At 71.2% G+C, this 22,491-nt stretch carries 18 protein-coding genes; 6 read left to right on the forward strand and 12 right to left on the reverse strand.

Annotation, left to right across the window (positions count from 1 at the left end; all coding sequences use genetic code 11):
* The first annotated feature begins 753 nt into the window (after positions 1 to 753).
* The 3 genes from gltB (at position 754) to LTT61_RS18815 (ending at position 8,106) form a co-directional block, all read left to right on the forward strand.
* The gene (gene gltB, locus LTT61_RS18805; RefSeq protein WP_233015404.1) at positions 754 to 5,406 is read left to right on the forward strand and encodes a glutamate synthase large subunit; all 4,653 of its coding nucleotides are present in this window, start codon (positions 754 to 756) and stop codon (positions 5,404 to 5,406) included.
* Positions 5,399 to 6,865, forward strand: a complete 1,467-nt coding sequence (locus LTT61_RS18810; protein WP_233015405.1) for a glutamate synthase subunit beta — start codon at positions 5,399 to 5,401, stop codon at positions 6,863 to 6,865. Before gltB ends, LTT61_RS18810 begins: the two co-directional genes overlap by 8 nt.
* A 338-nt stretch (positions 6,866 to 7,203) precedes the next feature.
* The gene (locus LTT61_RS18815; protein ID WP_233015406.1) at positions 7,204 to 8,106 is read left to right on the forward strand and encodes a cutinase family protein; all 903 of its coding nucleotides are present in this window, start codon (positions 7,204 to 7,206) and stop codon (positions 8,104 to 8,106) included.
* Between the two features lie 63 nt (positions 8,107 to 8,169).
* Here the strand turns inward: LTT61_RS18815 and LTT61_RS18820 are convergent, their stop codons facing one another.
* The 4 genes from LTT61_RS18820 to lysX all read right to left on the reverse strand — a co-directional run bounded on the left by LTT61_RS18820 (position 8,170) and on the right by lysX (position 13,646).
* Positions 8,170 to 8,451, reverse strand: coding sequence for a hypothetical protein (locus LTT61_RS18820; protein WP_233015407.1), 282 nt, complete (start codon positions 8,449 to 8,451; stop codon positions 8,170 to 8,172).
* A 110-nt stretch (positions 8,452 to 8,561) separates the two neighbouring features.
* Positions 8,562 to 9,176, reverse strand: a complete 615-nt coding sequence (locus LTT61_RS18825) for a histidine phosphatase family protein (protein ID WP_233015408.1) — start codon at positions 9,174 to 9,176, stop codon at positions 8,562 to 8,564.
* Positions 9,177 to 9,195: 19 nt separating this feature from the next.
* The gene (locus LTT61_RS18830; protein ID WP_233015409.1) at positions 9,196 to 9,411 is read right to left on the reverse strand and encodes a hypothetical protein; all 216 of its coding nucleotides are present in this window, start codon (positions 9,409 to 9,411) and stop codon (positions 9,196 to 9,198) included.
* 911 nt (positions 9,412 to 10,322) lie between these two features.
* A complete protein-coding gene (lysX, locus tag LTT61_RS18835; protein WP_420094661.1) occupies positions 10,323 to 13,646 on the reverse strand; it encodes a bifunctional lysylphosphatidylglycerol synthetase/lysine--tRNA ligase LysX in 3,324 nt (1,107 codons plus the stop codon).
* A 152-nt stretch (positions 13,647 to 13,798) separates the two neighbouring features.
* On the opposite strand from lysX, the gene LTT61_RS18840 reads away from it, so the two are divergent.
* On the forward strand, positions 13,799 to 14,029 hold the full coding sequence (locus LTT61_RS18840; RefSeq protein ID WP_233015410.1) for an RNA-binding S4 domain-containing protein: 231 nt from the start codon (positions 13,799 to 13,801) through the stop codon (positions 14,027 to 14,029).
* On the opposite strand, the gene rraA is transcribed toward LTT61_RS18840, so the two are convergent.
* From rraA to LTT61_RS18880, 8 genes are read right to left on the reverse strand one after another with little or no spacing between them, the layout of a single operon-like run.
* The gene (gene rraA / locus LTT61_RS18845; RefSeq protein ID WP_233015411.1) at positions 14,026 to 14,529 is read right to left on the reverse strand and encodes a ribonuclease E activity regulator RraA; all 504 of its coding nucleotides are present in this window, start codon (positions 14,527 to 14,529) and stop codon (positions 14,026 to 14,028) included. The genes LTT61_RS18840 and rraA overlap by 4 nt on opposite strands.
* 18 nt (positions 14,530 to 14,547) lie before the next feature.
* On the reverse strand, positions 14,548 to 14,934 hold the full coding sequence (locus tag LTT61_RS18850; RefSeq protein WP_269821760.1) for a DUF5313 family protein: 387 nt from the start codon (positions 14,932 to 14,934) through the stop codon (positions 14,548 to 14,550).
* Complete coding sequence (locus LTT61_RS18855; RefSeq protein WP_233015412.1) at positions 14,931 to 15,389, reverse strand: SRPBCC family protein; 459 nt, start codon at positions 15,387 to 15,389, stop codon at positions 14,931 to 14,933. Before LTT61_RS18855 ends, LTT61_RS18850 begins: the two co-directional genes overlap by 4 nt.
* Positions 15,390 to 15,416: 27 nt before the next feature.
* Positions 15,417 to 16,334 (reverse strand): CopD family protein, encoded by a 918-nt coding sequence (locus LTT61_RS18860; RefSeq protein WP_233015413.1) that lies wholly within the window; start codon positions 16,332 to 16,334, stop codon positions 15,417 to 15,419.
* Entirely contained in the window at positions 16,331 to 16,843 is a 513-nt protein-coding gene (locus LTT61_RS18865) for a copper resistance CopC family protein (RefSeq protein WP_233021079.1), read from the reverse strand. The genes LTT61_RS18860 and LTT61_RS18865 overlap by 4 nt, the downstream gene beginning before the upstream one ends.
* Positions 16,844 to 16,848: 5 nt before the next feature.
* Positions 16,849 to 17,502 carry a YcnI family protein gene (locus LTT61_RS18870; RefSeq protein ID WP_233015414.1) on the reverse strand — a complete coding sequence of 218 codons (654 nt, stop codon included), beginning with the start codon at positions 17,500 to 17,502 and terminating at the stop codon, positions 16,849 to 16,851.
* A 40-nt stretch (positions 17,503 to 17,542) separates the two neighbouring features.
* Positions 17,543 to 18,058 (reverse strand): hypothetical protein, encoded by a 516-nt coding sequence (locus LTT61_RS18875; RefSeq protein ID WP_233015415.1) that lies wholly within the window; start codon positions 18,056 to 18,058, stop codon positions 17,543 to 17,545.
* 7 nt (positions 18,059 to 18,065) lie between these two features.
* Positions 18,066 to 18,704, reverse strand: a complete 639-nt coding sequence (locus tag LTT61_RS18880; protein WP_233015416.1) for a DUF6474 family protein — start codon at positions 18,702 to 18,704, stop codon at positions 18,066 to 18,068.
* A 180-nt stretch (positions 18,705 to 18,884) separates the two neighbouring features.
* Between LTT61_RS18880 and LTT61_RS18885 the strand changes: the two genes are divergently transcribed.
* Positions 18,885 to 20,498 carry a TM0106 family RecB-like putative nuclease gene (locus LTT61_RS18885; RefSeq protein WP_233021080.1) on the forward strand — a complete coding sequence of 538 codons (1,614 nt, stop codon included), beginning with the start codon at positions 18,885 to 18,887 and terminating at the stop codon, positions 20,496 to 20,498.
* Entirely contained in the window at positions 20,495 to 22,450 is a 1,956-nt protein-coding gene (htpG, locus tag LTT61_RS18890) for a molecular chaperone HtpG (RefSeq protein ID WP_233015417.1), read from the forward strand. Before LTT61_RS18885 ends, htpG begins: the two co-directional genes overlap by 4 nt.
* The last annotated feature ends 41 nt before the right edge of the window (positions 22,451 to 22,491 follow it).

The raw sequence follows: 22,491 nt of genomic DNA on the forward strand, positions 1-22,491 counted from the left end.
TGCCTCCCAGGACGACAGGGCGCCGCCGCTGGACCGGACGCCCGGTCTGTGGTGAACCCCACTCGACGGGTTAGCTGAAAGTGTGCCGGACTCCGCGCCGGAACAAGGATGCCGTACGGTCGGATCGCGTCACCCGCTTGTCACATCCCTGTCATATCCGTCTCAGCCAGCACGCGCCCGAGTTAGCCGCGGTGCGGCTGGTTTGTTCTCCCCTCCGCGGGGGAAATCTGTATCGACGCAGGTGGGCGCTGCTTCTTCAGTTCCGCACCCGGGTTTCGCCGCCGAAACCCGGGTGCGTCGCGTCGCTGGCACCCGGTGCCAGGGGATCGATCGACCCGCGAGCCCTGCCTTACACTGGACAACGCGCACAAAGTGGAGGACCGCATGAAGAAGCCCAGCTAGACCTGATTTCCATTGAATCTGAGTTGGTTGGGCTTCGGACCTGACTTATCGTTTGCTCTTACGCCGGACACCGTCCGGCCTGCCGCCCCGCGCGCCGCAGCCCCGAGTCGGTGCTCAGGTAGCGGGCGGCCACCCGCACGGAGGTAGCGATCGCCCCAGCGCTTCGCTATCACCGAGCAGCCCACACGTAACACCCTGCGGGTGGACAACTGGAGACGTGACTGCACGCCGAGACCATCAGCGCGGCTGGATTCGGAACGTACGGACGCAGTCTTGACCAGGCGTTCGAACGAGATGGCCGCCACCGCGATGGCCCCGCTCCTCGATCGCCTACTTCCTGAAGGCAGAGGCATGACGCAACTTCCCGGCCACCGGTCACCCGGACCCATCGGTCTCTACGATCCGGCGAACGAGCACGACTCCTGTGGCGTCGCGTTCGTCGTCGACATGCACGGCCGCCGCAGCCGCGACATCGTCGACAAGGCCATTACGGCTCTGTTGAACCTGGAGCACCGCGGTGCCGCGGGCGCCGAGCCGAACTCCGGCGACGGCGCGGGCATCCTGATCCAGCTTCCGGACCGCTTCTTCCGTGCCGTGGCCGGCGTCGAGTTGCCCGCCGAAGGCTCCTACGCCTCCGGGATCGCCTTCCTGCCGCAGGCCCGCCGCGAGGCGGCAAGGGCCGCGTACGGCGTGGAGAAGATCGTCAAGGAGGAGGGGCTCGAGGTCATCGGCTGGCGCGATGTGCCGATCGACGAGAGCTCGCTCGGCGCGCTCGCGCGCGACGCCATGCCCACCTTCCGGCAGATCTTCATCGCCTCCCCGAAGAACGCCGCCGAGCAGCTCTCCGGCATGGACCTGGAGCGCCGCGCCTACGTCATCCGCAAGCGGGTCGAGCACGAGCTCGGCAAGCAGGGCGCGGGCGAGGGCGCGACCGGTCGGGAGACGGTCTACTTCCCCAGCCTGTCCGGGCAGACCTTCGTCTACAAGGGCATGTTCACCACCCCGCAGCTGCGCGCCTTCTACCTGGACCTGCAGGACGACCGGGTGGAGAGCGCGCTCGGCATCGTGCACTCCAGGTTCTCCACCAACACCTTCCCCTCGTGGCCGCTGGCGCACCCGTTCCGCCGGGTCGCGCACAACGGCGAGATCAACACCGTCACCGGCAACGAGAACTGGATGCGCGCGCGCGAGGCGCTGCTGCGCAGCGAGGTCTTCGGCATCGACCAGGCGGGCAAGAACCGGCTGGAGAAGATCTTCCCGGTCTGTACGCCGGGGGCGAGCGACACCGCCCGCTTCGACGAGGTGCTGGAGCTGCTGCACCTCGGCGGCCGCAGCCTCCCGCACGCCGTGCTGATGATGATTCCCGAGGCATGGGAACGCAACGAGACGATGGACCCGGCCAACCGGGCGTTCTACCAGTACCACTCGATGCTGATGGAGCCGTGGGACGGCCCGGCATCGGTCTGCTTCACCGACGGCTCGGTCGTCGGCGCCGTGCTCGACCGCAACGGCCTGCGCCCGAGCCGGATCTGGGTCACCGACGACGGCCTGGTCGTGATGGCCTCCGAGGTCGGCGTGCTCGACATCGACCCGGCCAAGGTGGTCAGGAAGGTCCGGCTGCAGCCGGGCCGGATGTTCCTCGTCGACACCGCCCAGGGCCGGATCGTCGGCGACGAGGAGATCAAGGCCACGCTGGCCGCCGAGCACCCCTACCAGGAGTGGCTGGACGAGGGCGTCAAGAAGCTCTCCGACCTGCCCGACCGCCCGCACGTGCACATGTCGCACGACCGGGTGCTGATCCGGCAGCAGATCTTCGGCTACACCACCGAGGAGCTGAACCTGCTGCTCTCGCCGATGGCGAAGACCGGCGGCGAGGCGCTCGGCTCGATGGGCACCGACACCCCGATCGCGGTGCTCTCCGCGCGGCCCCGGCTGCTCTTCGACTACTTCTCGCAGATCTTCGCGCAGGTCACCAACCCGCCGCTGGACGCGATCCGGGAAGAGGTCGTCACCAGCCTCAAGCGCAACCTCGGCCCCGAGGGCGACCTGCTGCACCCCAGCGTGGAGTCGTGCAGGCAGATCGCCATCGAGGGCCCGATCCTGGACAACGACGAGCTCGCCAAGCTGGTGCACATCAACGACGACGGCTCGCAGCCCGGGCTGCGCTCGGTGGTCGTGCGCGGGCTGTACCCGGTCGCCAAGGGCGGCAAGGGGCTGCGCCAGGCGATGAAGGCGATCAATACCCAGGTCTCGGCCGCGATCGAGGGCGGGGCGCGGATCATCGTGCTCTCCGACCGCGAGTCCAACGAGAAGCTGGCGCCGATCCCGTCGCTGCTGCTCACCGCCGCGGTGCACCACCACCTGGTGCGCGAGCGCACCCGCACCATGGTCGGGCTGATCGTGGAGGCCGGTGACGCCCGCGAGGTGCACCACATGGCCACCCTCGTCGGCTTCGGCGCGGGCGCGGTGAACCCGTACATGGCCTTCGAGTCGCTGGAGGACATGCTGGAGCGCGGCGCGCTCGCCATGCCGGGCAGCACCGGCGACACCGGGGCCGACTACCGCGCGGCCGTCGCCAACTACATCAAGGGCGCGGGCAAGGGCGTGCTCAAGGTGATGTCCAAGATGGGCATCTCCACCCTCGCCTCGTACAACGGCGCGCAGCTCTTCCAGGTCATCGGCCTGGCGCAGGAGCTGGTCGACGAGTACTTCACCGGGCTGCGCTCGCACCTGGACGGCATCGGCCTCGACGAGATCGCCGCCGACGTCGCCGCGCGGCACGGCGTGGCCTTCCTGGAGAACCGCAACGAGCGCGCGCACCGCGAGCTCGAGGTCGGCGGCGAGTACCAGTGGCGCCGCGAGGGCGAGTACCACCTGTTCAACCCGGACACCGTCTTCAAGCTGCAGCACGCCACCCGCAGCGGGCAGTACTCGGTCTTCAAGGAGTACACCAAGCTGGTGGACGACCAGTCCGAGCGGCTGGCCTCGCTGCGCGGGCTCTTCCAGTTCCGCAACGGCGCGCGCTCGCCGATCCCGATCGAGGAGGTCGAGCCGGCCACCGCGATCGTCAAGCGCTTCTCCACCGGCGCGATGAGCTACGGCTCCATCTCGGCCGAGGCGCACGAGACGCTGGCCATCGCCATGAACCGGCTCGGCGGCCGCTCGAACTCCGGCGAGGGCGGCGAGCACCCGGCCCGCTTCGAGGTCGAGGAGAACGGTGACTGGCGGCGCAGCGCGATCAAGCAGGTGGCCTCCGGCCGCTTCGGCGTGACCGCGCACTACCTGACCAACTGCAGCGACATCCAGATCAAGATGGCCCAGGGCGCCAAGCCGGGCGAGGGCGGCCAGCTGCCCGCGCACAAGGTGTACCCGTGGGTCGCCGAGGTGCGGCACTCGACGCCGGGCGTCGGGCTGATCTCGCCCCCGCCGCACCACGACATCTACTCCATCGAGGATCTGGCGCAGCTGATCCACGACCTGAAGAACGCGAACCCGCAGGCTCGGATTCACGTGAAACTTGTCGCGGAGCCCGGCGTCGGCACCGTCGCCGCAGGCGTCTCCAAGGCGCACGCCGACGTGGTGCTGATCTCCGGGCACGACGGCGGCACCGGCGCCTCGCCGCTCACCTCGCTCAAGCACGCGGGCGGCCCCTGGGAGCTCGGCCTGGCCGAAACCCAGCAGACGCTGCTGCTGAACGGGTTGCGCGACCGGATCGTCGTGCAGGTCGACGGCCAGATGAAGACCGGCCGCGACGTGATGATCGCCGCGCTGCTCGGCGCCGAGGAGTACGGCTTCGCGACCGCGCCGCTGGTGGTCTCCGGCTGCATCATGATGCGCGTCTGCCACCTGGACACCTGCCCGGTCGGCGTCGCCACGCAGAACCCGGTGCTGCGCGAGCGCTTCACCGGCAAGCCGGAGTTCGTCGAGAACTTCTTCCTCTACATCGCCGAGGAGGTGCGCGAACTGCTGGCCTCGCTCGGCTTCCGCACCATCGACGAGGCCGTCGGCCGGGTCGACCTGCTCGACACCAGCAAGGCCAAGCAGCACTGGAAGGCGAGCAAGCTCGACCTCTCGCCGATCCTGGACGACGTCGAGACGGCGTTCATGTACCAGGACCGCCGCTGCACCAAGACCCAGGACCACGGCCTGGACAAGGCGCTCGACCAGCAGCTCATCACGCAGAGCCGGGACGCGCTGGAGCGCGGCAAGGCGGTGAGGTTCGAGACCAAGATCTCCAACGTGAACCGCACCGTCGGCACCATGCTCGGCCACGAGGTGACCAAGCTCTACGGCGGCGCCGGGCTCCCCGACGACACCATCGACATCACCTTCACCGGCTCCGCGGGCAACAGCTTCGGCGCCTTCGTGCCCGCCGGCATCACGCTGCGGGTGCAGGGCGACGCCAACGACTACGTCGGCAAGGGGCTCTCCGGCGGCCACCTGGTGGTCCGGCCCTCGCCGAACGCTCCGGCCGATTTCGTGGCCGCGGAGAACATCATCGCGGGCAACGTGATCCTGTTCGGCGCGACCAACGGCAAGGCGTTCATCAACGGCGTGGTCGGCGAGCGGTTCGCGGTGCGCAACTCGGGCGCCGTCGCGGTGGTCGAGGGCGTCGGTGACCACGCCTGCGAGTACATGACCGGTGGCCGGGTGGTGATCCTCGGCGAGACCGGGCGCAACTTCGGTGCGGGCATGTCCGGCGGCGTCGCCATCGTCTACGACCCGGACGGCACCTTCGCCGCGAAGGTGAACCCGGAGCAGAGCGAGGCGGTGGAGCAGCTCTCGGGTGACGATTTCACCTGGCTGCGCGACATCATCGCCGAACACCGCGAGCAGACCGGTTCCGCGGTGGCCGATCGCATTCTCGGCGATTGGTCGCAGCAGGTGAACCACTTCGTGAAGGTCATGCCGCGCGAATACAAGAAGGTCCTGTTGGCGATCTCCGAGGCCGAGAAGGCCGGCCGGGACGTCGACGCTGCGATTATGGAGGCCGCTCGTGGCTGACCCTCAGGGTTTTCTCAAGCACACCGCACGGGAGCTGCCCAAGCGGCGTCCGGTCCCGCTCCGGCTGATGGACTGGAAGGAGGTGTACGAGGATTTCTCGCACGACACCCTCCGCACCCAGGCCAGCCGCTGCATGGACTGCGGTATCCCGTTCTGTCACAACGGCTGTCCGCTCGGGAACCTGATCCCGGACTGGAACGACCTGGTGTACAAGGACAACTGGCGCGACGCCATCGACCGGCTGCACGCCACCAACAACTTCCCGGAGTTCACCGGGCGGCTGTGCCCGGCGCCGTGCGAGGCGTCCTGCGTGCTCGGGATCAACCAGGACCCGGTGACCATCAAGCAGGTCGAGGTCGAGATCATCGAGAACGCCTTCGACGAGGGCTGGGTCGCCCCGGTGTACCCGACCCGGCTCACCGGCAAGAAGATCGCGGTCGTCGGCTCCGGCCCGGCGGGCATGGCCGCCGCGCAGCAGCTGACCCGCGCGGGCCACACCGTCACGGTGTTCGAGCGCGCCGACCGCATCGGCGGGCTGATGCGCTACGGCATCCCGGAATTCAAGATGGAGAAGCGCTTCATCGACCGCCGGATGGCGCAGATGGAGGCCGAGGGCACCATCTTCCGGGCAGGCGTGAACGTCGGCGTCGACATCACCGCCGACCAGCTGCGTGAGCAGTTCGACGCGGTCGTCCTCTCCGGCGGCGCCACCCAGGCCCGCGACCTGCCGATCCCCGGCCGCGAGCTGGACGGCATCCACCAGGCCATGGAGTTCCTGCCCTGGGCCAACCGGGTGCAGCTCGGCGACGAGGTCACCGACGAGCGCGGCCTCCCGCCGATCAACGCGCGGGACAAGAAGGTCGTCATCATCGGCGGCGGCGACACCGGCGCCGACTGCCTCGGCACCTCGCACCGGCAGGGCGCCGCCTCGGTGCACCAGTTCGAGATCATGCCGCGCCCGCCGGAGGAGCGGGCAGGCTCGACCCCGTGGCCGACCTACCCGCTCATGTACCGGGTCTCCTCGGCGCACGAGGAGGGCGGCGAGCGGGTGTTCTCGGTGAACACCGAGCGCTTCGTCGGCGCCGACGGCACCGTCACCGGGCTGCAGGCGCACGAGGTGAAGATGGTCAACGGCCGCTTCGAGAAGGTCGACGGCACCGAGTTCACCCTCGAAGCCGACCTGGTGCTGCTCGCCATGGGCTTCGTCGGCCCGGAGAAGGGCGGGCTCCTCACCGACCTCGGCGTCGGCTACGACCAGCGCGGCAACGTCCAGCGCGACAAGAGCTGGGCCACCAACGTCCCCGGCGTCTTCGTCGCGGGCGACATGGGCCGCGGCCAGTCGCTGATCGTGTGGGCCATCGCCGAGGGCCGCGCGGCCGCCGCCGCCGTCGACCGCTACCTGGAGGGCGAGACCGCGCTGCCCGCGCCCATCACCCCCACCATGGTCGCCCAGCGCTGACCCCGATTTCCCCGGCAGGGGAATGCGGGCGCCTGTGGACAACGGAGTCCACAGGCGCCTTTCGCGTCTCGCGGGCTGTCATCCGACCAGCTCGCCGGGGTTGTCCGCGGGTATCGAGGTAATCGGACAAGTCCGGGGTTCGGATGGCGTCGCCTCGGCGGTACCTCTATTGTGGTCGGCGGTGTGCCGGTGATCTTGGGATGGGTCCGGTGGCAACGACCCGGGGTGAGAACTGTTCACCCGCCGTGCACAGGCGTGAAACGCATCGAGGACAGCATCGAGGCGGCAACTTGTCGGGCTCGCTCCTGCGGGGGCAACGGTTTTGGAACTGGAGCGGAATGCAGTTGAAGAAGGTCGTCGCGGCTCTCGGTGCGTCCGCGGCACTCGTTTCCGGCATGGTGCTCGGCGGCACCGGATCCGCGGTCGCGGATCCCGGCTGCCCCAGCCTGTACGTGGTCGCGATCCCGGGCACCTGGGAGACGGGGCGCGACAAGGAGCCGGGGCCGGGGATGCTGGCCGGGGTCACCAACAACCTGCCGCGCTCGGTGGAGGTCGACTACGTCACCTACTCCGCCACCGCGTTCCCGTGGGAGGGCGAGGTCTACGGCAACTCCAAGAAGGAGGCCGTGAACGCCGCCCGCGGGCTGATCGGCGACATGGCGCGGGCCTGCGGGGCCACCCAGATCGCGCTGGTCGGCTACAGCCAGGGCGCGGACGCCGCCGGTGACCTGGCCGCCGACATCGGCACCGGGCTCGGCGTCGTCTCGCCGGACCGCATCGCGGGCGTCGGGCTCATCTCCGACCCGCGCCGCTCCCCGACCGACGTGCAGGTCGGCCCGGTGGCGGGCGGCGCGGGCGCGGGCGGGCCCCGGGTCGGCGGCTTCGGCTGGATCAGCGACCGCACCCGCACCATCTGCGCGGTGGACGACCTCTACTGCGCCACCGCGACCGACGACTTCATCACCCGCTTCGCCGGCTTCCTCGCCATGAGCTCGGAGGCCAACGTCGCGAATATGGGCCGCTACCAGCAGGAAGCCGGCAACATCTTCAACGACCTGATGGCGCACGGCGGCGTGCCGACGCTGCAGGGCCAGCTCAGCGAGTCGGCCAACGAGCAGCGGGTGAAGGATCTGGAGCGGTTCTACAGCTCGCAGGCGCACACCCTGTACGGCAGCTACCGGGTGGACGACGGCAAGAGCGCGGTCCGCTGGATGCACGACTGGATCGCGGGCATGGCCTGACACCTCCTTGACCACGACGAAGGCCACCGCCCGATCCGGGCGGTGGCCTTCGTCGTACTCAGCTCAGAGCGCCGAGCCGGTCGGCGGCAGGAACTGCTGCTGGAACTGCCGGAACGTCTCCGGCGCCCGGTGGTCGTCGCGGCGGTCGTTCCGCTGCCCGTCCCACGGGCGGTCGCCGTCGCGATGGTCGGGGCGGGCGACCTCGGTGCCGGCGGGGTCGACCTGGACGGTGGCCGCCGGTTCGGCGGCGGAGGCGGTGCCGGCGAGCAGGGCTGCCGGGGCGGCGAAGAGCGCGCCTGCCAGCGAGACACCGGCGACGCGTCGAGCGATCTTCGAGGAGAGCAACACGGTTTCCTTTCCTGGGAACAGCGCGCCGTGGAGCGGCGCACTGCACCCATCGAAAGGCTTCTCCCTGGGACCGCGGTGCGACCAGTCTGGCAGTCCGCTGTGCGGGGTCAGGACTCGAGGTTGCGCGGGAGCAGATCCCAGACGTGTGCGTTCTCGTTCACCGTCGCGACCGTGCGATCGCCGTTGCGCGAGTACAGGATTCGGGTGATCGAGCAGTAGTCGATCGGGAAGGTGAGCGGGCGGGGCAGCCCGAGCACGTCCTGCAGCGTCACGTTCACCACGCCGCCGTGCGCGAAGGCGAGCACGGTGTCGGCGGGGTCGGCGGCCTTCACCAGATCGGTGACGACCGCCGCGACCCTGGCCGCGAAGGCGGGGCCGTCGATCTGCTCCGGCAGGTGGCCCGCCTTGATCCGGTCGTAGGCGGCGCGGAACTCGGTCTTCGCGTCCTCGATCGGGATGTAGGCGGGCAGGTCGCGGTCGTACTCGGCGAGGTCGTCGAAGACCTCGACCCCGAGGCCGAGCGCGGCCGCCGCGGGCGCCGCCGTCTCCAGGGCGCGCCGCTGCGGGCTGCTCACGATGCGGGTGATCCGGCGGTGGTGCAGCAGCGCATCGGGGACCCGCGCCGCCTGGCTGATCCCGAGCGGGGCCAGCTCCGGGTCGGCGGGGGCCTGTGAGCCCACGATGCGGACCGGCTGGGCATGGCGGACGAAGATGAGCTGCACCCGTCCACCGTATCCGGCGCTACTGCTGCTTCTTGCGCTTGGTGAGCAGGTAGATGCCGACCACGATCGCCACGACGACCAGCAGGCAGCAGATGCCGCCGAAGATCAGGCCGCCGCCACCGCGTGACTTCTTCTTCTTGGCGGCCTCGTAGTCGATGACCGAGGTCAGGACGTCCGGGCTGGCCCAGACGTGCGGGTCGAGCAGCGGGGCCTGGGTGAGCAGGTCGAGATACATGGTGTTCCCCTCGTCGGCGGGTTCGGCCTCCTCCCGGAGCCGAATGTCTAGGCTAGCCGCCGGGTTTGCCCGCGGGAGCGGTTCCGGCCCGGTGGCCTGCCTTCAAGATCGCGGGTTCGCCGCCGGGCGTTTACATCGCGGGCGCGAAATTTTCTCGCTCAGTGCGGGGGCCACTGGCCGCCCGGGCGACCGCGGTCGTGAGCGCCCGGTTGCACCGGGGCGCCGTACCCCGGCTGTGGCCCCTCGCCGTACCCCGGCTGTGGCCCTTGCCCGGCAGGGGGGCCGTAGCCCGGGGGCGGACCGTAGCCGGGCTGGGCACTGCCGTAGCCGGTTTGCGGGCCGTAGCCCGGTTGACTGCCGTGACCGGGTTGCGGGCCGGGGCCGTAGCCCGGCTGACTGCCTTGACCGGATTGCGGGCCGGGGCCGTAGCCCGGCTGACCGCCATGACCAGGTTGCGGACCGGAGCCGTACCCCGGCTGACTGCCGTGACCGGATTGCGGACCGGGGCCGTACCCCGGCTGACCGCCTTGACCGGGCTGCGGACCGGGGCCGTACCCCGACGCCTGCGGGTTCGGGGTCCCCGACCCCGACTTCCGACTGCGGAGCACCAACCCGATGACGATCGCCGCGACGAGCCCGAGGCAGACGATCCCGACGGCGAACGCGCCGATCCCACCACCCCCGCTCCCGCGGCTGCCCCCGCGCTTGCGCGCCTCGAGTGCGTCGGCGAGCAGGGCCGGGTCTGGTTGAGCGGACAGGAGCGGATCGAGCAGCCCCGATGTTACGAGCAGGCCGACAGGCACGACGAATTTCCCTCCGAGATGTGAGCGGCGTCCTCCCTGGCGCCGAATGCCGAACCCTAACAGGGTGATTCGGCCTTCACCGCCCCCAGTTCGGGGGGCAGGACGCGGTCAGCGCGGCTTGACCAGCGGGAACGGCAGCGTCTCCCGGATACTGCGGCCGGTGATCAGCATGACGATCCGGTCGACGCCCATGCCGAGCCCGCCGGTGGGCGGCATGGCGTGCTCCAGCGCCTGCAGGAAGTCCTCGTCCAGCTCCATCGCCTCCGGGTCGCCGTTGGCGGCGAGCAGCGACTGCTCGGTGAGCCGCTGCCGCTGGTCGATCGGGTCGGTGAGCTCGCTGTAGGCGGTGCCGAGCTCGACGCCCCACGCCACCAGGTCCCAACGCTCGGCGACGCCGGCGATGCTGCGGTGCGAGCGGGTGAGCGGGGAGACCGAGGTGGGGAAGTCGCAGTAGAAGGTGGGGCGCTCGGTGCGCGACTCCACCAGGTGCTCGTACATCTCCAGCACGATCTGCCCGGCGTCCCAGTTGTGCTGGAACGGGATGTCGGCGCCGTCGCAGAGCTCGCGCAGCCTGGTCACCCCGGTCCCGGGCGTGATGTCGGTGCCGAGCGCCTCGGAGACCGCGCCGTGCACCGTCTGCACGGTCCACTCGCCGGAGATGTCGACCTCCTCGTACCCGCCGCCGTCGGTGGGGCGCAGCGCCACCTCGGCGCCGTTGGCGGCGACCGCGGCCTCCTGGATCAGGCGCCGGCAGAGGTGCATCATGCGCTGGTAGTCGCTGTGCGCCTCGTACGCCTCCAGGATGGTGAACTCGGGGTTGTGGCTGAAGTCGACGCCCTCGTTGCGGAAGGTCCGGCCCAGCTCGAAGACCTTCTCCATGCCGCCGACGCAGAGCCGCTTGAGGTACAGCTCGGGCGCGATGCGCAGGTAGAGGTCGAGGTCGTAGGCGTTGATGTGGGTGCGGAACGGGGTGGCGTTGGCGCCGCCGTGCACCTGCTGCAGGATCGGCGTCTCCACCTCGAGGAAGCCGGCGCCGTGCAGCGAGTCGCGCAGCGAGTGCAGCACCGCGCTGCGCTTGGCCATCACCTCGCGGGTGTCGGCGTTGATCGCCATGTCCACGTAGCGCTGGCGGACCTTGGCCTCGGGGTCGGCGAGCCCCTTCCACTTGTCCGGCAGCGGGTGCAGGCACTTGCCGAGCATCCGCCAGTCGGCGGCGAGCAGCGAGAGCTCCTCGCGCCTGCTGACCCCGATCTGGCCGCTCACCTCGATCAGGTCGCCGAGGTCGAAGTACTCGGTGAACTCGGCGCTGTGCTCGGCGCCGACCCGGTCGCGGTCGATGAGCAGCTGGATGTCACCGGACCAGTCGCGCAGCAGCGCGAAGATCACCCCGCCGTAGTCGCGAATCCGCAGGAGCCGCCCGCAGACCCGGACCGTGGTCCCGCGCGGGGTGCGCCGCGCGCCCGCGATGCTGTGCGTCGGCGGGTAGGCGACCGGGTACGCCTCGATGCCATGGTCGGAGAGTTTGCGGAGCTTGTCCAGCCGCACCCGGACCTGCTCCGGGCGCCGGGAGCGGACCTCCTCGTCCTCGTCCTCCGGCCAGTCCGGCGGGCTGCCGTCGGCGTGCAGCCCGGCGACGCTCGCGGGCACGGCGCTGTGCAGCCCGGTGTGCACGGCGGTGTCGCCCTCCGGGCCGAAGCGGGGCAGGAAGCCCTCGGCGAGCGCGCTGGCCAGCGCCACCCGCGGCAGCTGCCTGCGCTCCTCGAAGAGGAAGAAGCGCGGCACCCAGGTCGGCTGGTACTTCACGTTCGAGCGGTACAGCGCCTCCAGCTGCCACCAGCGGGAGAAGAAGAGCAGCACGCCGCGCCACAGCCGCAGCACCGGCCCCGCGCCGATCCGGCCGCCCTCCTCGAAGACCGAGCGGAACACCGCGAAGTTCAGCGAGACCCGGGTGACGCCGTACTGCTCGGAGTTCAGCGCGAGCTGCGAGATCATCAGCTCCATCACGCCGTTCGGCGCGCCCGGGTCGCGGCGCATGAGCTCCAGCGAGGCGCCGGTGCGGCCCCAGGGGACGAGGGAGAGCATGCCGAGCACCCGCTCCTGCGGGTTGACCGCCTCGACCAGCAGGCAGTCGGCGTCCTGCGGGTCGCCGAGCCGGCCGAGCGCCATCGAGAAGCCGCGCTCCTCGGCGGTGTCCCGCCAGGCGTCGGCGCGCGCGGTGATGCTCCCGAAATCCCGCGCGGGGATGTCGCCGTGCCGCCGGATGCGCACCGTGACGCCCTGCTTGCGCAGCCGGTTGGCGGCCTGGCGCACCTGCTTGAGCTCCGGCCCGGCCAGCGAGAAGGAGCGGGTATCCAGGATCGCCTCGTCGCCGAGGCGCAACGCGGCGAGCCCGGCCCGCCGGTACGCGGTGGCCCCCGGTTCGCTGGCGCCCATCACCGCGGGCGCCCAGCCGAAGCGATCGGCCAGCCGCAGCCACTCGTCGATCGCCTGCGGCCAGGATTCGCGCCTGCCGATCGGGTCGCCGCTGGCCAGGCAGGTGCCGAGCTCGACGCGGTAGGTGATGGCCGCCTTGCCGTTCGGCGCGAAGACGACGGCCTTGTCCCGCCTGGTGGCGAAGTAGCCGAGCGAATCCTCGATGTCGGAGTGCGCGAGCAGGCCGCGGATCGCCGACTCGTCCACGCCGGTCATGGCGTTGGCGGCGCGCTGCGAGCGCAGCAGCACCAGCACCGCGGCGAGCAGCGCGAGCGCGCCGAAGAGCCCGAGCAGGAAGTTCACGAAGGGGTGCGGGTGCCCGTCGAAGTGTTCGTTGTCGGCGAGCACCGCCGCGGTGACCCGGTACAGCGACCAGCCGGGGCGCTGCCAGCCACCGGGCAGCGAACCTGGGAAGAGCTCTAGCAGCCCCCAGCCGACCAGGAACCCGAGCGTCAGCCCGCCGAGCAGCACGCCGAGCGCCTTCAACCCCGCGCCCCGCCGGACCCGGGTGTAGAACTCACCCCACGAGGCCAGCAGCACGCCGATCACCGCCAGGTGCAGCACCATGGCCACCAGCGCGTTGACATCGCCCTGGGTGGTGAAGGTGACGACATTGATGATCGTGTACAGCGCCAGGTAACCGACCAGCAACCACCAGGCGATGCGCTTGCGGCTGGCCAGCGCACCGGCGAGCAGCCCGACGAGCAGCGCCCACATGAGGTTGGTGTCGGGCGCGTCGAAGTAGTAGTCGTCGATGTAGCGGCGCGGGGTCGCGGTGATCCAGCGCAGGGTCGGCGAGAGGCTCCACAGGAAGATCAGCACGGCGAAGACGCCGAGCACGGTCGCGGCGATGTGCGGAACCTCGCGCAGCCTGCCGTGGCCGCGGTGCGGAACCGGCGGTGTCGGCCGATCCGGTGGTAGCTCGGTGTCGGCGTGCGGAGCGGCCTGCGTGGAAGTCACCGGACCAGTGTGCGTGCCGATCGGGCGGAATGCCGAGCCTTTCGCCCGCCGCGTGTCCGACCGTTCGCCGGATGGTAACTGAATCGGAACGCCGTGCTCAGCCGCCCGGCCCGGTGCCCGACCCGTTCGGACGGGGGAGTATGCATAGTGGCATGGCGGATACAGTCGACGTCCCGATTCAGGACGAGGCCATCAAACTCGGCCAATTCCTCAAGCTCGCCGATCTCATCGAGTCCGGCGCCGAGGCCAAGACGGTGATCGCGGCGGGGCTCGTCCGGGTGAACGACGAGGTCGAGACGCGTCGCGGCAGGCAGCTCGAGGTCGGTGACACGGTCGCCCTCGCGGGCAGGCAGGTCCGGGTGATCGCGCCGCGCCGCCGCTAGGCGGTGTCGTCCTCGGCGCGCACCACGACGCCGTCGTGGTCGCTGTAGAGCACCTCGCCGGGCACGAAGGTGACGCCGCCGAACTCCACCGGCACGTCCTTCTCGCCGGAGCCGGTCTGGGTGCTCTTGCGCGGGTTGGTGCCGAGCGCCTTGACGCCGATGTCGAGGGTGCGCAGGATCGCGGAGTCGCGCACGGCGCCGTTCACGATCACCCCGGCCCAGCCGTTGTCGACGCCGCGCCCGGCGATGATGTCGCCGACCAGGGCGGTGTGCACGCTGCCGCCGCCGTCGACGACGAGCACCTTGCCCGCGCCCGGCTCACTCAGGGTCTGCTTCACCAGCAGGTTGTCCTGGAAGCAGCGGATGGTGGTGATCCGCCCGGAGAACGCGGCCCTGCCACCGAACTGCGTGAACTGGGTGTCGCAGCTGCGGATCTCGGGGCCGATCTCGTCGGCCAGGTCGGCGGTCGCCACGGAATCGACGTTCGAAGTATCGGTCACGCCCCCGATTGTGCCCGGTCACCCGGTGTGACCGGCGCCTCCCCGGCCGTGTCTGCGCTCGTACTCGGCGCGCTCGGCGGCACCCCGGGCGCGGGTTTCGGCGTCGGCGAGCGCGGGGTCGAGGCCGTGCTGGACCAGCCGGTGCCGCCGGTAGACGTACATCAGCGCGACGGTGAAGTAGACGAGCGGGATGTAGAGCAGCGCCATCATGGCGGCGCCCATCCAGAGCGGGCCGGGCAGCAGCAGGAAGAGCAGCAGCGGCGGAAGCACCGGAATCAGGATGCGCAGCAGGTACCTGCGGGTGGCGCCGGGGCCGGTGAGGTCGCGCAGCACCCAGTCCGACATCGAGGCGGGCAGGGTGCGGCCGAACAGGTAGCCGAGGCGCTGGGTGAGCGAGGGCGTCACGGCTCGCGGGTCAGGTGGAAGGCGGCGATCTGCGCGACCAGGTTGTCGGTGGTGTGCTTCACCGCGAGCTTGACGAAGGGCTCGATGGTGCGGCCGAGCGCCTTCCCGGCGAGCCCGCCGGGCACCCGGTACTCGACGATGGCGTCGATGGTGCAGAGCGCGGCGGCCTTCGGATGGAAGACGAAGGTGCCGGCGATCTCGAAGCCCTTGATCGAGGTCACCTCGATGAGGGCGTTCTCGGTCCAGCGGGTGACCTCCACCCGGGAGGTCAGCGCGACCGGGCCGAGCTTGATCCTGCCGTCGAAGACCGCGCCGAGCCCGGAGTCCTTCGCGCCGACCGGCGTGAAGGACTCCAGGCCGTGCAGGAAAACAGGCAGATTGCGGTAGTCGTTCACGTAGGCGAAGGCGGATTCGGCCGATGCCACGCAGTCCTCGACGATCGTCACCACGGTCACGCCGCCACTGTAATCGCCCGATTCCGGCTACGCCGTGCCTGCGAGCGTCGCGGCGAGGCCGAAGGCGAGCGCCATGACCAGCGTCTCGGTGATCGCCCGGCGCAGCGAATCCTCGGCGCGCACCCGGTGGTCGGCGGCGCGCGGCACCCAGCTGCGCCGCCACCACCAGCCGAGCCCGGCCAGCACCAGCAGCACCGCCGTCTTGGCGAGCATGATCCGGCCGTACCCGGAGCCGACCAGCCCGCTCACCCCGCCGAGCCGGACCAGCCCGTTCAGCACCCCGGTCAGCGCGACCACCGCGATCAGTACCCCGGCCAGCGCGGAGTAGCGGGGCAGCGCGGCGGCCCACTCGCCGCGGCCGCGCAGCACCAGCGCGAGCGCGACGAGCAGCCCGAACCAGAGCCCGGCGGCCAGCGCGTGCGCGGCGGCGAGCACCGAGCCGAACGCCTGCTGCGACATGTGCCCGGTGATCGGCCGCAACGCCAGCGCCACCGCGGCGAAGACCAGCACGAGATCGGGCGAGCCGTCCCCGGTGCGGAAGGAGTACGCGCCGTAGCAGGCGATCAGCGCGGTGGCGGCCAGGACCGCCACCCCGACCTGGCCGCCGCTGGTCTCCCGGACGAAGGCACCGAACGCACCGGCCCCGAGCTCGCCGACCGGCACGTCGACCACCTCGGCCGCCTCGAGGACGAGCACCGCGAACTCGGCCGCGCACCAGCCGCCCGCCACGGCCGCGAGCAGCCGCCACGGCGGCCGTAGCCGCTCGCCGAGCCGGGGCAGCGCCGCCAGCCCGAGAACGGTGGCACCGAGGCCGTCGGCGAGCATCCGGACCGGCGCCTCGGCCGGGGCGCCGCGGCCGAGCAGCCACGCCACCCCGACCCCGAGCAGCCCGGCCACCGGGAGCAGCCAGATGGCGCGGCGCCGTGCGGTGGAGGGCGGGGTCACGCGCGTTTTCCGCGGCCCCTGCCGCCGGCCAGCGCGACCGCGAGGCCACCGGCGAAGACGAGCACGCCGCCCGCGACGAAGATCCAGACCGGGATGCCGCCCGACCCCTCGTCGGCCGCCGACACCTCCGCGCCGGGCGTACCGCTGCCCGCCCTGGTCAGGGTGAAGGCGCGCTTGCCGTTCACCGCGTGCCCGTCGGCGGAGGTGACCCGGAAGGCGATCGTGTAGGTGCCGGCGGGGCCGAGCTCACCGACCGGGACGCTCACCGTCGCGCCGTCGACCACCGGGTCGCCCCGCTGCCAGAAGTGGTTGTCCGGGCCGACGACGGTGAGCGCGGGGAAGCTCGGCTGCAGCGGTTCGTTGAAGGTGACGCTGACCCGCTCCGGGCCGACCTCGACCGCCGAGCCGTCCGTCGGCACGCTGCCGACCACGATCGAGTGCGCGGCCGCGGTACCGGCGCCGACGGTCACGAGCAGCCCGGCCAGCGCGGCGAGGGCGAGCGCGCGCAGCGGTCTCACGGCCGGCGCCCGCGGAACACGGAGCCGAGCCCGAGCGCCACCGCGAAGAGCCCGAACGCGAGGCCGATGCCCGCGAGCCAGCGCGCGGTCTGGTCGGTGCTGTCGGGGGCGGCGGCCTCGGTGTCGCTGCCGCCGTGCGAGTGGCCGTCGGCGGCGGCCTCGGCGAGGTGCACGCTGGGGGCGGGGCGCTCCGGCTCGGAGCCGTCCGCGGCGGCGGGCTGGTCCCAGCGCACCACGCTGCCGTCGCTGTAGCTCTGCGTGGCCGGGAAGCTCACCTCGTGCTCCTTCGGCAGCGGGCCGATGGAGACGACGAAGCGCTGGAACTGGCCGGGGCCGACGCCCGCGTTGCCGGGGTCGGCGGTCCAGGTGACGGCGGTGACCTCGCCCGCCGGGTTCTTGTCCACCTTGGCCGTCCAGCCGGGCAGCGGCTCGGTGCGCACGCTGCGCACGCCGGGGATGGTGACGGTGAGCGCGGTGGTGCTCGCGGTGTCGGATTCGGTCGGCACCCGGAAGGTGGCGACGGAGTAGCCACCCTGGGCCGCGCCCGGGGCGTCGACGGTGACGTGCGCGGCGGCGCTGCCACCGGCGGTGAGGATCAGGCAGGCGGCGGCCGCGGTCGTGACGGAGGCACGGGTGAGCGTCGAGTGCATGGGGGATTCGCTTTCGGTCGGTGCGGGTGTCGGTCGGGGTTCAGCGCCCGACCGGCGGGGCCCGCGGACCGATCGCACCGAGCGGTCCGGCCGCGCGGAGCAGGGGAGTGCCGGGGAACCAGGCGGGGCGGGTTGGCAGCGGCTGCGCGCGGGGTGGGCCGAGCAGCGCCCGCAGCGTGCCCGCGGCGAGCGCCGCGAACCGCTCCGCCGCCGGAATCGCCGATGCGATCAGCAGCGTCGCCACCACGTGCGCACCGGCCATCAGAGCTGTGCGCACGGTCGAGGTGCCGTGTTCGTGCGCGGTGAGCAGCAGGTGCGTCGCGTACTGACCGCAGCCGAGCACCGCGAGCAACCCCGCCGCGTCGGCGAGCCGCCCCGATCGCCGGACCAGCACCGCGACCGCCCCGGTCAGGACCGAGACAGCTTGCAGCAGCGCGAAATCGGCACCCGAGGGAAAAACCCCACCGGCCGCGCCGTGCGCGGCGACGGCGAGCGCCGCCACCAACCCCCCGACGACCGGGCCGCGGAGCCCGGCGGGATCGGGGGCGGTGCGCACGGGACGGTCAGCGCACGCCGAGGCGTGCGAGCACGTCGGCTTCGAGCCCGGCCAGCTCGCTGGAGACGGCGGTGTGCACCGCACGCCTGCGCGCGGCGGGCATCTGGTCGGCGGTGCGCACGGCGGAGCTCAGGCTCTCCAGCCGCTCCTTCGTCGTCCCGACGAAGGAGCGGGTGTCGTCCGCCTTGCCCTCGCCGCTCACCTTCTCCAGCGCCGCTTCGGTATTGGCGATCCGCGCCTGCAGCCTGCCGCCGTGGCCCGCGTAGTCGCCGAGCTGGTCGATGCCGATCCCGAGCTGCTGCGCGCGCCGCACGTCGAGCTGCCCGCGCACGTAGGTGGCGGCCCGGTAGGCCAGCGGGGCGAGCACCGGGATCAGGATCCGCGCGACGCCGAGGTACTTCTTCACCTGGCCGGGGCTGAACGGATCCCGCTCGGCCTTGGCGGCCAGCTTGTCGGCGGCCTTCTCCTCGGCCTGGTAGGCGGCGATCTGCGCCTTGGCCACCTTGCGCTGGGTGCGCGCCTCGGCGCGCCGTGACTTCCGGTCGTTCTTGGCCACCAGCTTGGCTTCCAGCCCCGCCTTGTGCTTGAGAGCCTTGGCCTCGGCCCGTCGGCTCGGGCGCCGCTTGCGCTTGGTGAACAACCCCATCGAAGGCCCTCCGTCATGCCATGGTCACGAGCACGCAATTCGCGCCCAACCCTACTTGCTCGGCAGCGGGCCGCCACCGTCGGATTCGCGGAACTGTCGGGGGTAGGGCTCATACTGCTTCACGTGATCACGGGTGATGGCGGGGGCGGTGCCCCCGGGGCCGACGGACCGGGCGAGCGCGTGCCCGCGTTCATCGATGCCCGCTCCCTGATCGGGTGCAGGCACCGGCTGCACCTGGACGCGGCATACGGGCAGCAGATCGCGGGGGTCAGGGAGGACGCGGGGGTCATCGAGCGTCGCGAGGCGGCCGCGCTGCACCGGCAGCAGGTGCGCGCGGCGCTGGTCGGCGCGGCGCCGGAGCAGTGGGTGGTGATCGACCCGGCGGGCCGCGCCGCCGATCGGGCCGCCGCCACGCTGCGCGCCTGCGCGGACGCCGCGCCGCGGATCTGGGGCGCGCTGCTGCCCCAGGAGCCGGACACCGGCCGCCGCGGCGGCGTCGAGATCCTGCTCCGCGACACCGAGCGCGGCGGCTACATCCCGGTGCTGGTGGTCAACCACAAGGTCACCGACCCGCGCAGGCCGGAGCCGGCCGACTTCCACCCGACCACCACCGACCCCTACGTCTGGAACCCCGCGCCCGACCCGTACCGCAAGCTGCGCCAGCAGCCGCGCGACCAGCAGCGCCTCGCGCACCTGTACCGGATGCTGCAGCGCCACGGCCTCGCCTCGCCCGCCCTGGTCGGCGGCGTGATCGGCTACGAGGGGAGCCGCATCCTGGTGCACGAGCTCGGCCCGCTGCTCGCCGAGTACGACCGCCGCTACGCGGACCGGATCGCGGTGGTCCGCGGCGAGCTGCCGACGTTGCCGTCGAAGATCCCGGAGTGCAGGCAGTGCCCGTGGTGGAGCCGCGGCCCCGAGGCCGGGCCCGGCTGCGAGGGCGTGCTGATCGAGCGCAGGGATGTCAGCCTGGTCGCGCCCGGCTCGCGCGCCGAGGTGCTGCGCGGGCACGGCGTGCAGACCATCGACGACCTGGCCGCGTGGTCCGGCCCCGAGCCGGCGGACTGGCAGCACGGGCCGTTCGTCGAGGCCGTCGTCACCGCGCGCGCCTGGATCGCGGGCGCGCCGCTGGTGCGCCGGGTGCAGCCGGTGCGGGTGCAGCGCGCCGACGTCGAGGTCGACGTCGACCTGGAGAGCTTCCAGGAGTTCGGCGCCTACCTGTGGGGCACCCTGCTGGACGGCGTCTACCGCCCCTTCGTCACCTGGGATCCGCTGCCGACGGTGGACGAGGCGCGCTCCTTCGGCGAGTTCTGGAGCTGGCTCATGCGCACCCGCGCGCAGGCGCACACCGCGGGCCGCACCTTCGCCGCCTACTGCTACTCCCGCACCGCCGAGGACAAGTGGCTCTACGAGTCGGCGCGCCGCTTCGCGGGCAAGCCGGGGGTGCCGAGCGTGGAGCAGGTGCGCGCCTTCGTGGACGGGCCGGAGTGGGTGGACATGTTCCAGGCCGTCTCCGAGCAGTTCATCTGCCCGAACGGCAAGGGGCTCAAGAAGATCGCGCCGGTGGCCGGGTTCGCCTGGCGCGACCCGGAGGCCGGTGGCGAGGCATCGATGAGCTGGTACCGCCGGGCCGTCGGGTACGAGGCCGAGCCGGATCTGAGCCAGCGCACCCGGCTGCTCGAGTACAACGAGGACGACGTCCGCGCCACCCGGGTGCTGCGCGAATGGATGACCGAGCGGGCAGACCTGGAGGTTCCGGCACTCGACGATTTCGCCCGTCGTACTATCGCGACGTGACAGAGCACGTCGAACAACTCGAGTTCCGGGCGGAAACCCATCAGCTGCTCGACCTGATGATCCACTCGGTCTACTCCAACAAGGACACCTTCCTTCGCGAGCTGATCTCGAACTCCTCCGACGCGCTGGACAAGCTACGGCTGGAGTCCTACCGCGACAAGGATCTCGAGGTCGACACCTCGGATCTGCACATCGAGCTGGCGACCGACACCGAGGCGCGCACGCTCACCGTGCGGGACAACGGCATCGGGATGTCCCGCGCGGAGGTCGTCGACCTGATCGGAACGCTCGCCAAGTCCGGCACCGCGGAGCTGCGCAAACAGCTCGCGGAGGCGCAGAGCACGGACGCGGGCGAGCTGATCGGCCAGTTCGGCATCGGCTTCTACTCGACCTTCATGGTCGCGGACAAGGTCGTGCTGACCACGCGGAAGGCCGGAGAGACCGAGGGGACGCGGTGGGAGGCCGCCGCGGGCAGCTCCACGTACACCATCGAAAGCGTCCCGGACGCCCCGCAGGGCACCTCGGTCGGGCTGCACCTGAAGCCCGCCGACGAGGACGACCACCTCTTCGACTACACCCTGGAGTGGAAGCTCAGGGAGATCGTCAAGAAGTACTCCGACTTCATCGCCTGGCCGATCCGGATGAAGGTCGAGCGCACCGTCACCGAGGGCGAGGGCGAGGAGAAGACCGAGAACACCGTCGTCGAGGAGCAGACCCTCAACTCCCGCAAGGCGCTCTGGACCCGGCCCCGCTCGGAGGTCTCCGACGAGGAGTACACCGAGTTCTACAAGCACGTCAGCCACGCCTGGGACGACCCGCTGGAGATCATCCCGCTCAAGGCCGAGGGCACCTTCGAGTACCAGGCGCTGCTGTTCATCCCGTCGACCGCGCCGTTCGACCTGTTCACCAGGGAGCACAAGCGCGGGGTGCAGCTCTACGTCAAGCGGGTGTTCATCATGGACAACTGCGAAGAGCTGATGCCGGAGTACCTGCGCTTCGTCAAGGGCGTGGTGGACGCGCAGGACCTGTCGCTGAACGTCTCGCGCGAGATCCTGCAGCAGGACCGGCAGATCCAGATGATCCGCAAGCGGCTGGTGCGCAAGGTGCTCTCCACCGTGAAGGACCTGCAGGGTGCCGAGGATCAGGGCAAGTACCAGACCTTCTGGCGCGAGTTCGGCCGCGTCCTCAAGGAGGGGCTGCTGAACGACGTCGACAACCGGGAGACGCTGCTCCAGGTGTCGTCGTTCGCCTCGACGCACTCCGACTCCGAGCTGACCACGCTGGCGCAGTACGTGCAGCGGATGCCGGAGGGCCAGGACGCGATCTACTACATGACCGGCGAGAACCGGCACCAGGTGGAGAGCTCCCCGCACCTGGAGGCGTTCCGCGCCAAGGAGCGCGAGGTGCTGATCCTCACCGACCCGGTCGACGAGATGTGGGTCGGCTCGGTGCCGGAGTTCGACGGCAAGCCGTTCACCTCGATCGCCAAGGGCGAGGTCGACCTGGAGACCGAGGAGGAGAAGAAGGCCTCCGAGGCGCTGCGCGAACAGCAGGACAAGGAGTTCGCCGAGCTGCTCGGCTGGCTCGGCAGCACCCTCTCCGAGCAGGTCAAGGAGGTCAGGCTGTCGTCGAGGCTGACCTCGTCGCCCGCCTGCCTGGTCGGTGATGTCTTCGACTTCACCCCCATGCTGGAGCGGATGTACCGCGCCTCCGGGCAGGAGCTGCCGGAATCCAAGCGGATCCTGGAGCTGAACCCGGCGCACCCGCTGGTCACCGGGTTGCGCGACGCCTACGACGCCCGCCGCGACGACGCCGACGCGGGCAAGGTGCCCGAGCTGGCCGAGACCGCGGAGTTGCTCTACGGCACCGCGGTGCTGGCCGAGGGCGGCGAGCTGAAGGATCCGGCGCGGTTCGCGCACCTGCTCACCGATCGGCTCACCCGCACGGTGTGACCTGCCCGCCGGGGACCGGTCGGATCCGGTCCCCGGCGGCA

The sequence above is a fragment of the Nocardia asteroides genome (genome assembly GCF_021183625.1).
GTDB lineage: Bacteria > Actinomycetota > Actinomycetes > Mycobacteriales > Mycobacteriaceae > Nocardia > Nocardia asteroides_A.

Excerpts from the sequence above, each read along its gene's own strand:
- LTT61_RS18815 (WP_233015406.1), top strand. The coding sequence starts at position 7,204 with ATGCAGTTGAAGAAGGTCGTCGCGGCTCTCGGTGCGTCCGCGGCACTC.
- LTT61_RS18880 (WP_233015416.1), bottom strand. The coding sequence starts at position 18,704 with ATGGGGTTGTTCACCAAGCGCAAGCGGCGCCCGAGCCGACGGGCCGAG.
- gltB (WP_233015404.1), top strand. The coding sequence starts at position 754 with ATGACGCAACTTCCCGGCCACCGGTCACCCGGACCCATCGGTCTCTAC.
- LTT61_RS18830 (WP_233015409.1), bottom strand. The coding sequence starts at position 9,411 with ATGTATCTCGACCTGCTCACCCAGGCCCCGCTGCTCGACCCGCACGTC.
- LTT61_RS18870 (WP_233015414.1), bottom strand. The coding sequence starts at position 17,502 with ATGCACTCGACGCTCACCCGTGCCTCCGTCACGACCGCGGCCGCCGCC.
- LTT61_RS18840 (WP_233015410.1), top strand. The coding sequence starts at position 13,799 with ATGGCGGATACAGTCGACGTCCCGATTCAGGACGAGGCCATCAAACTC.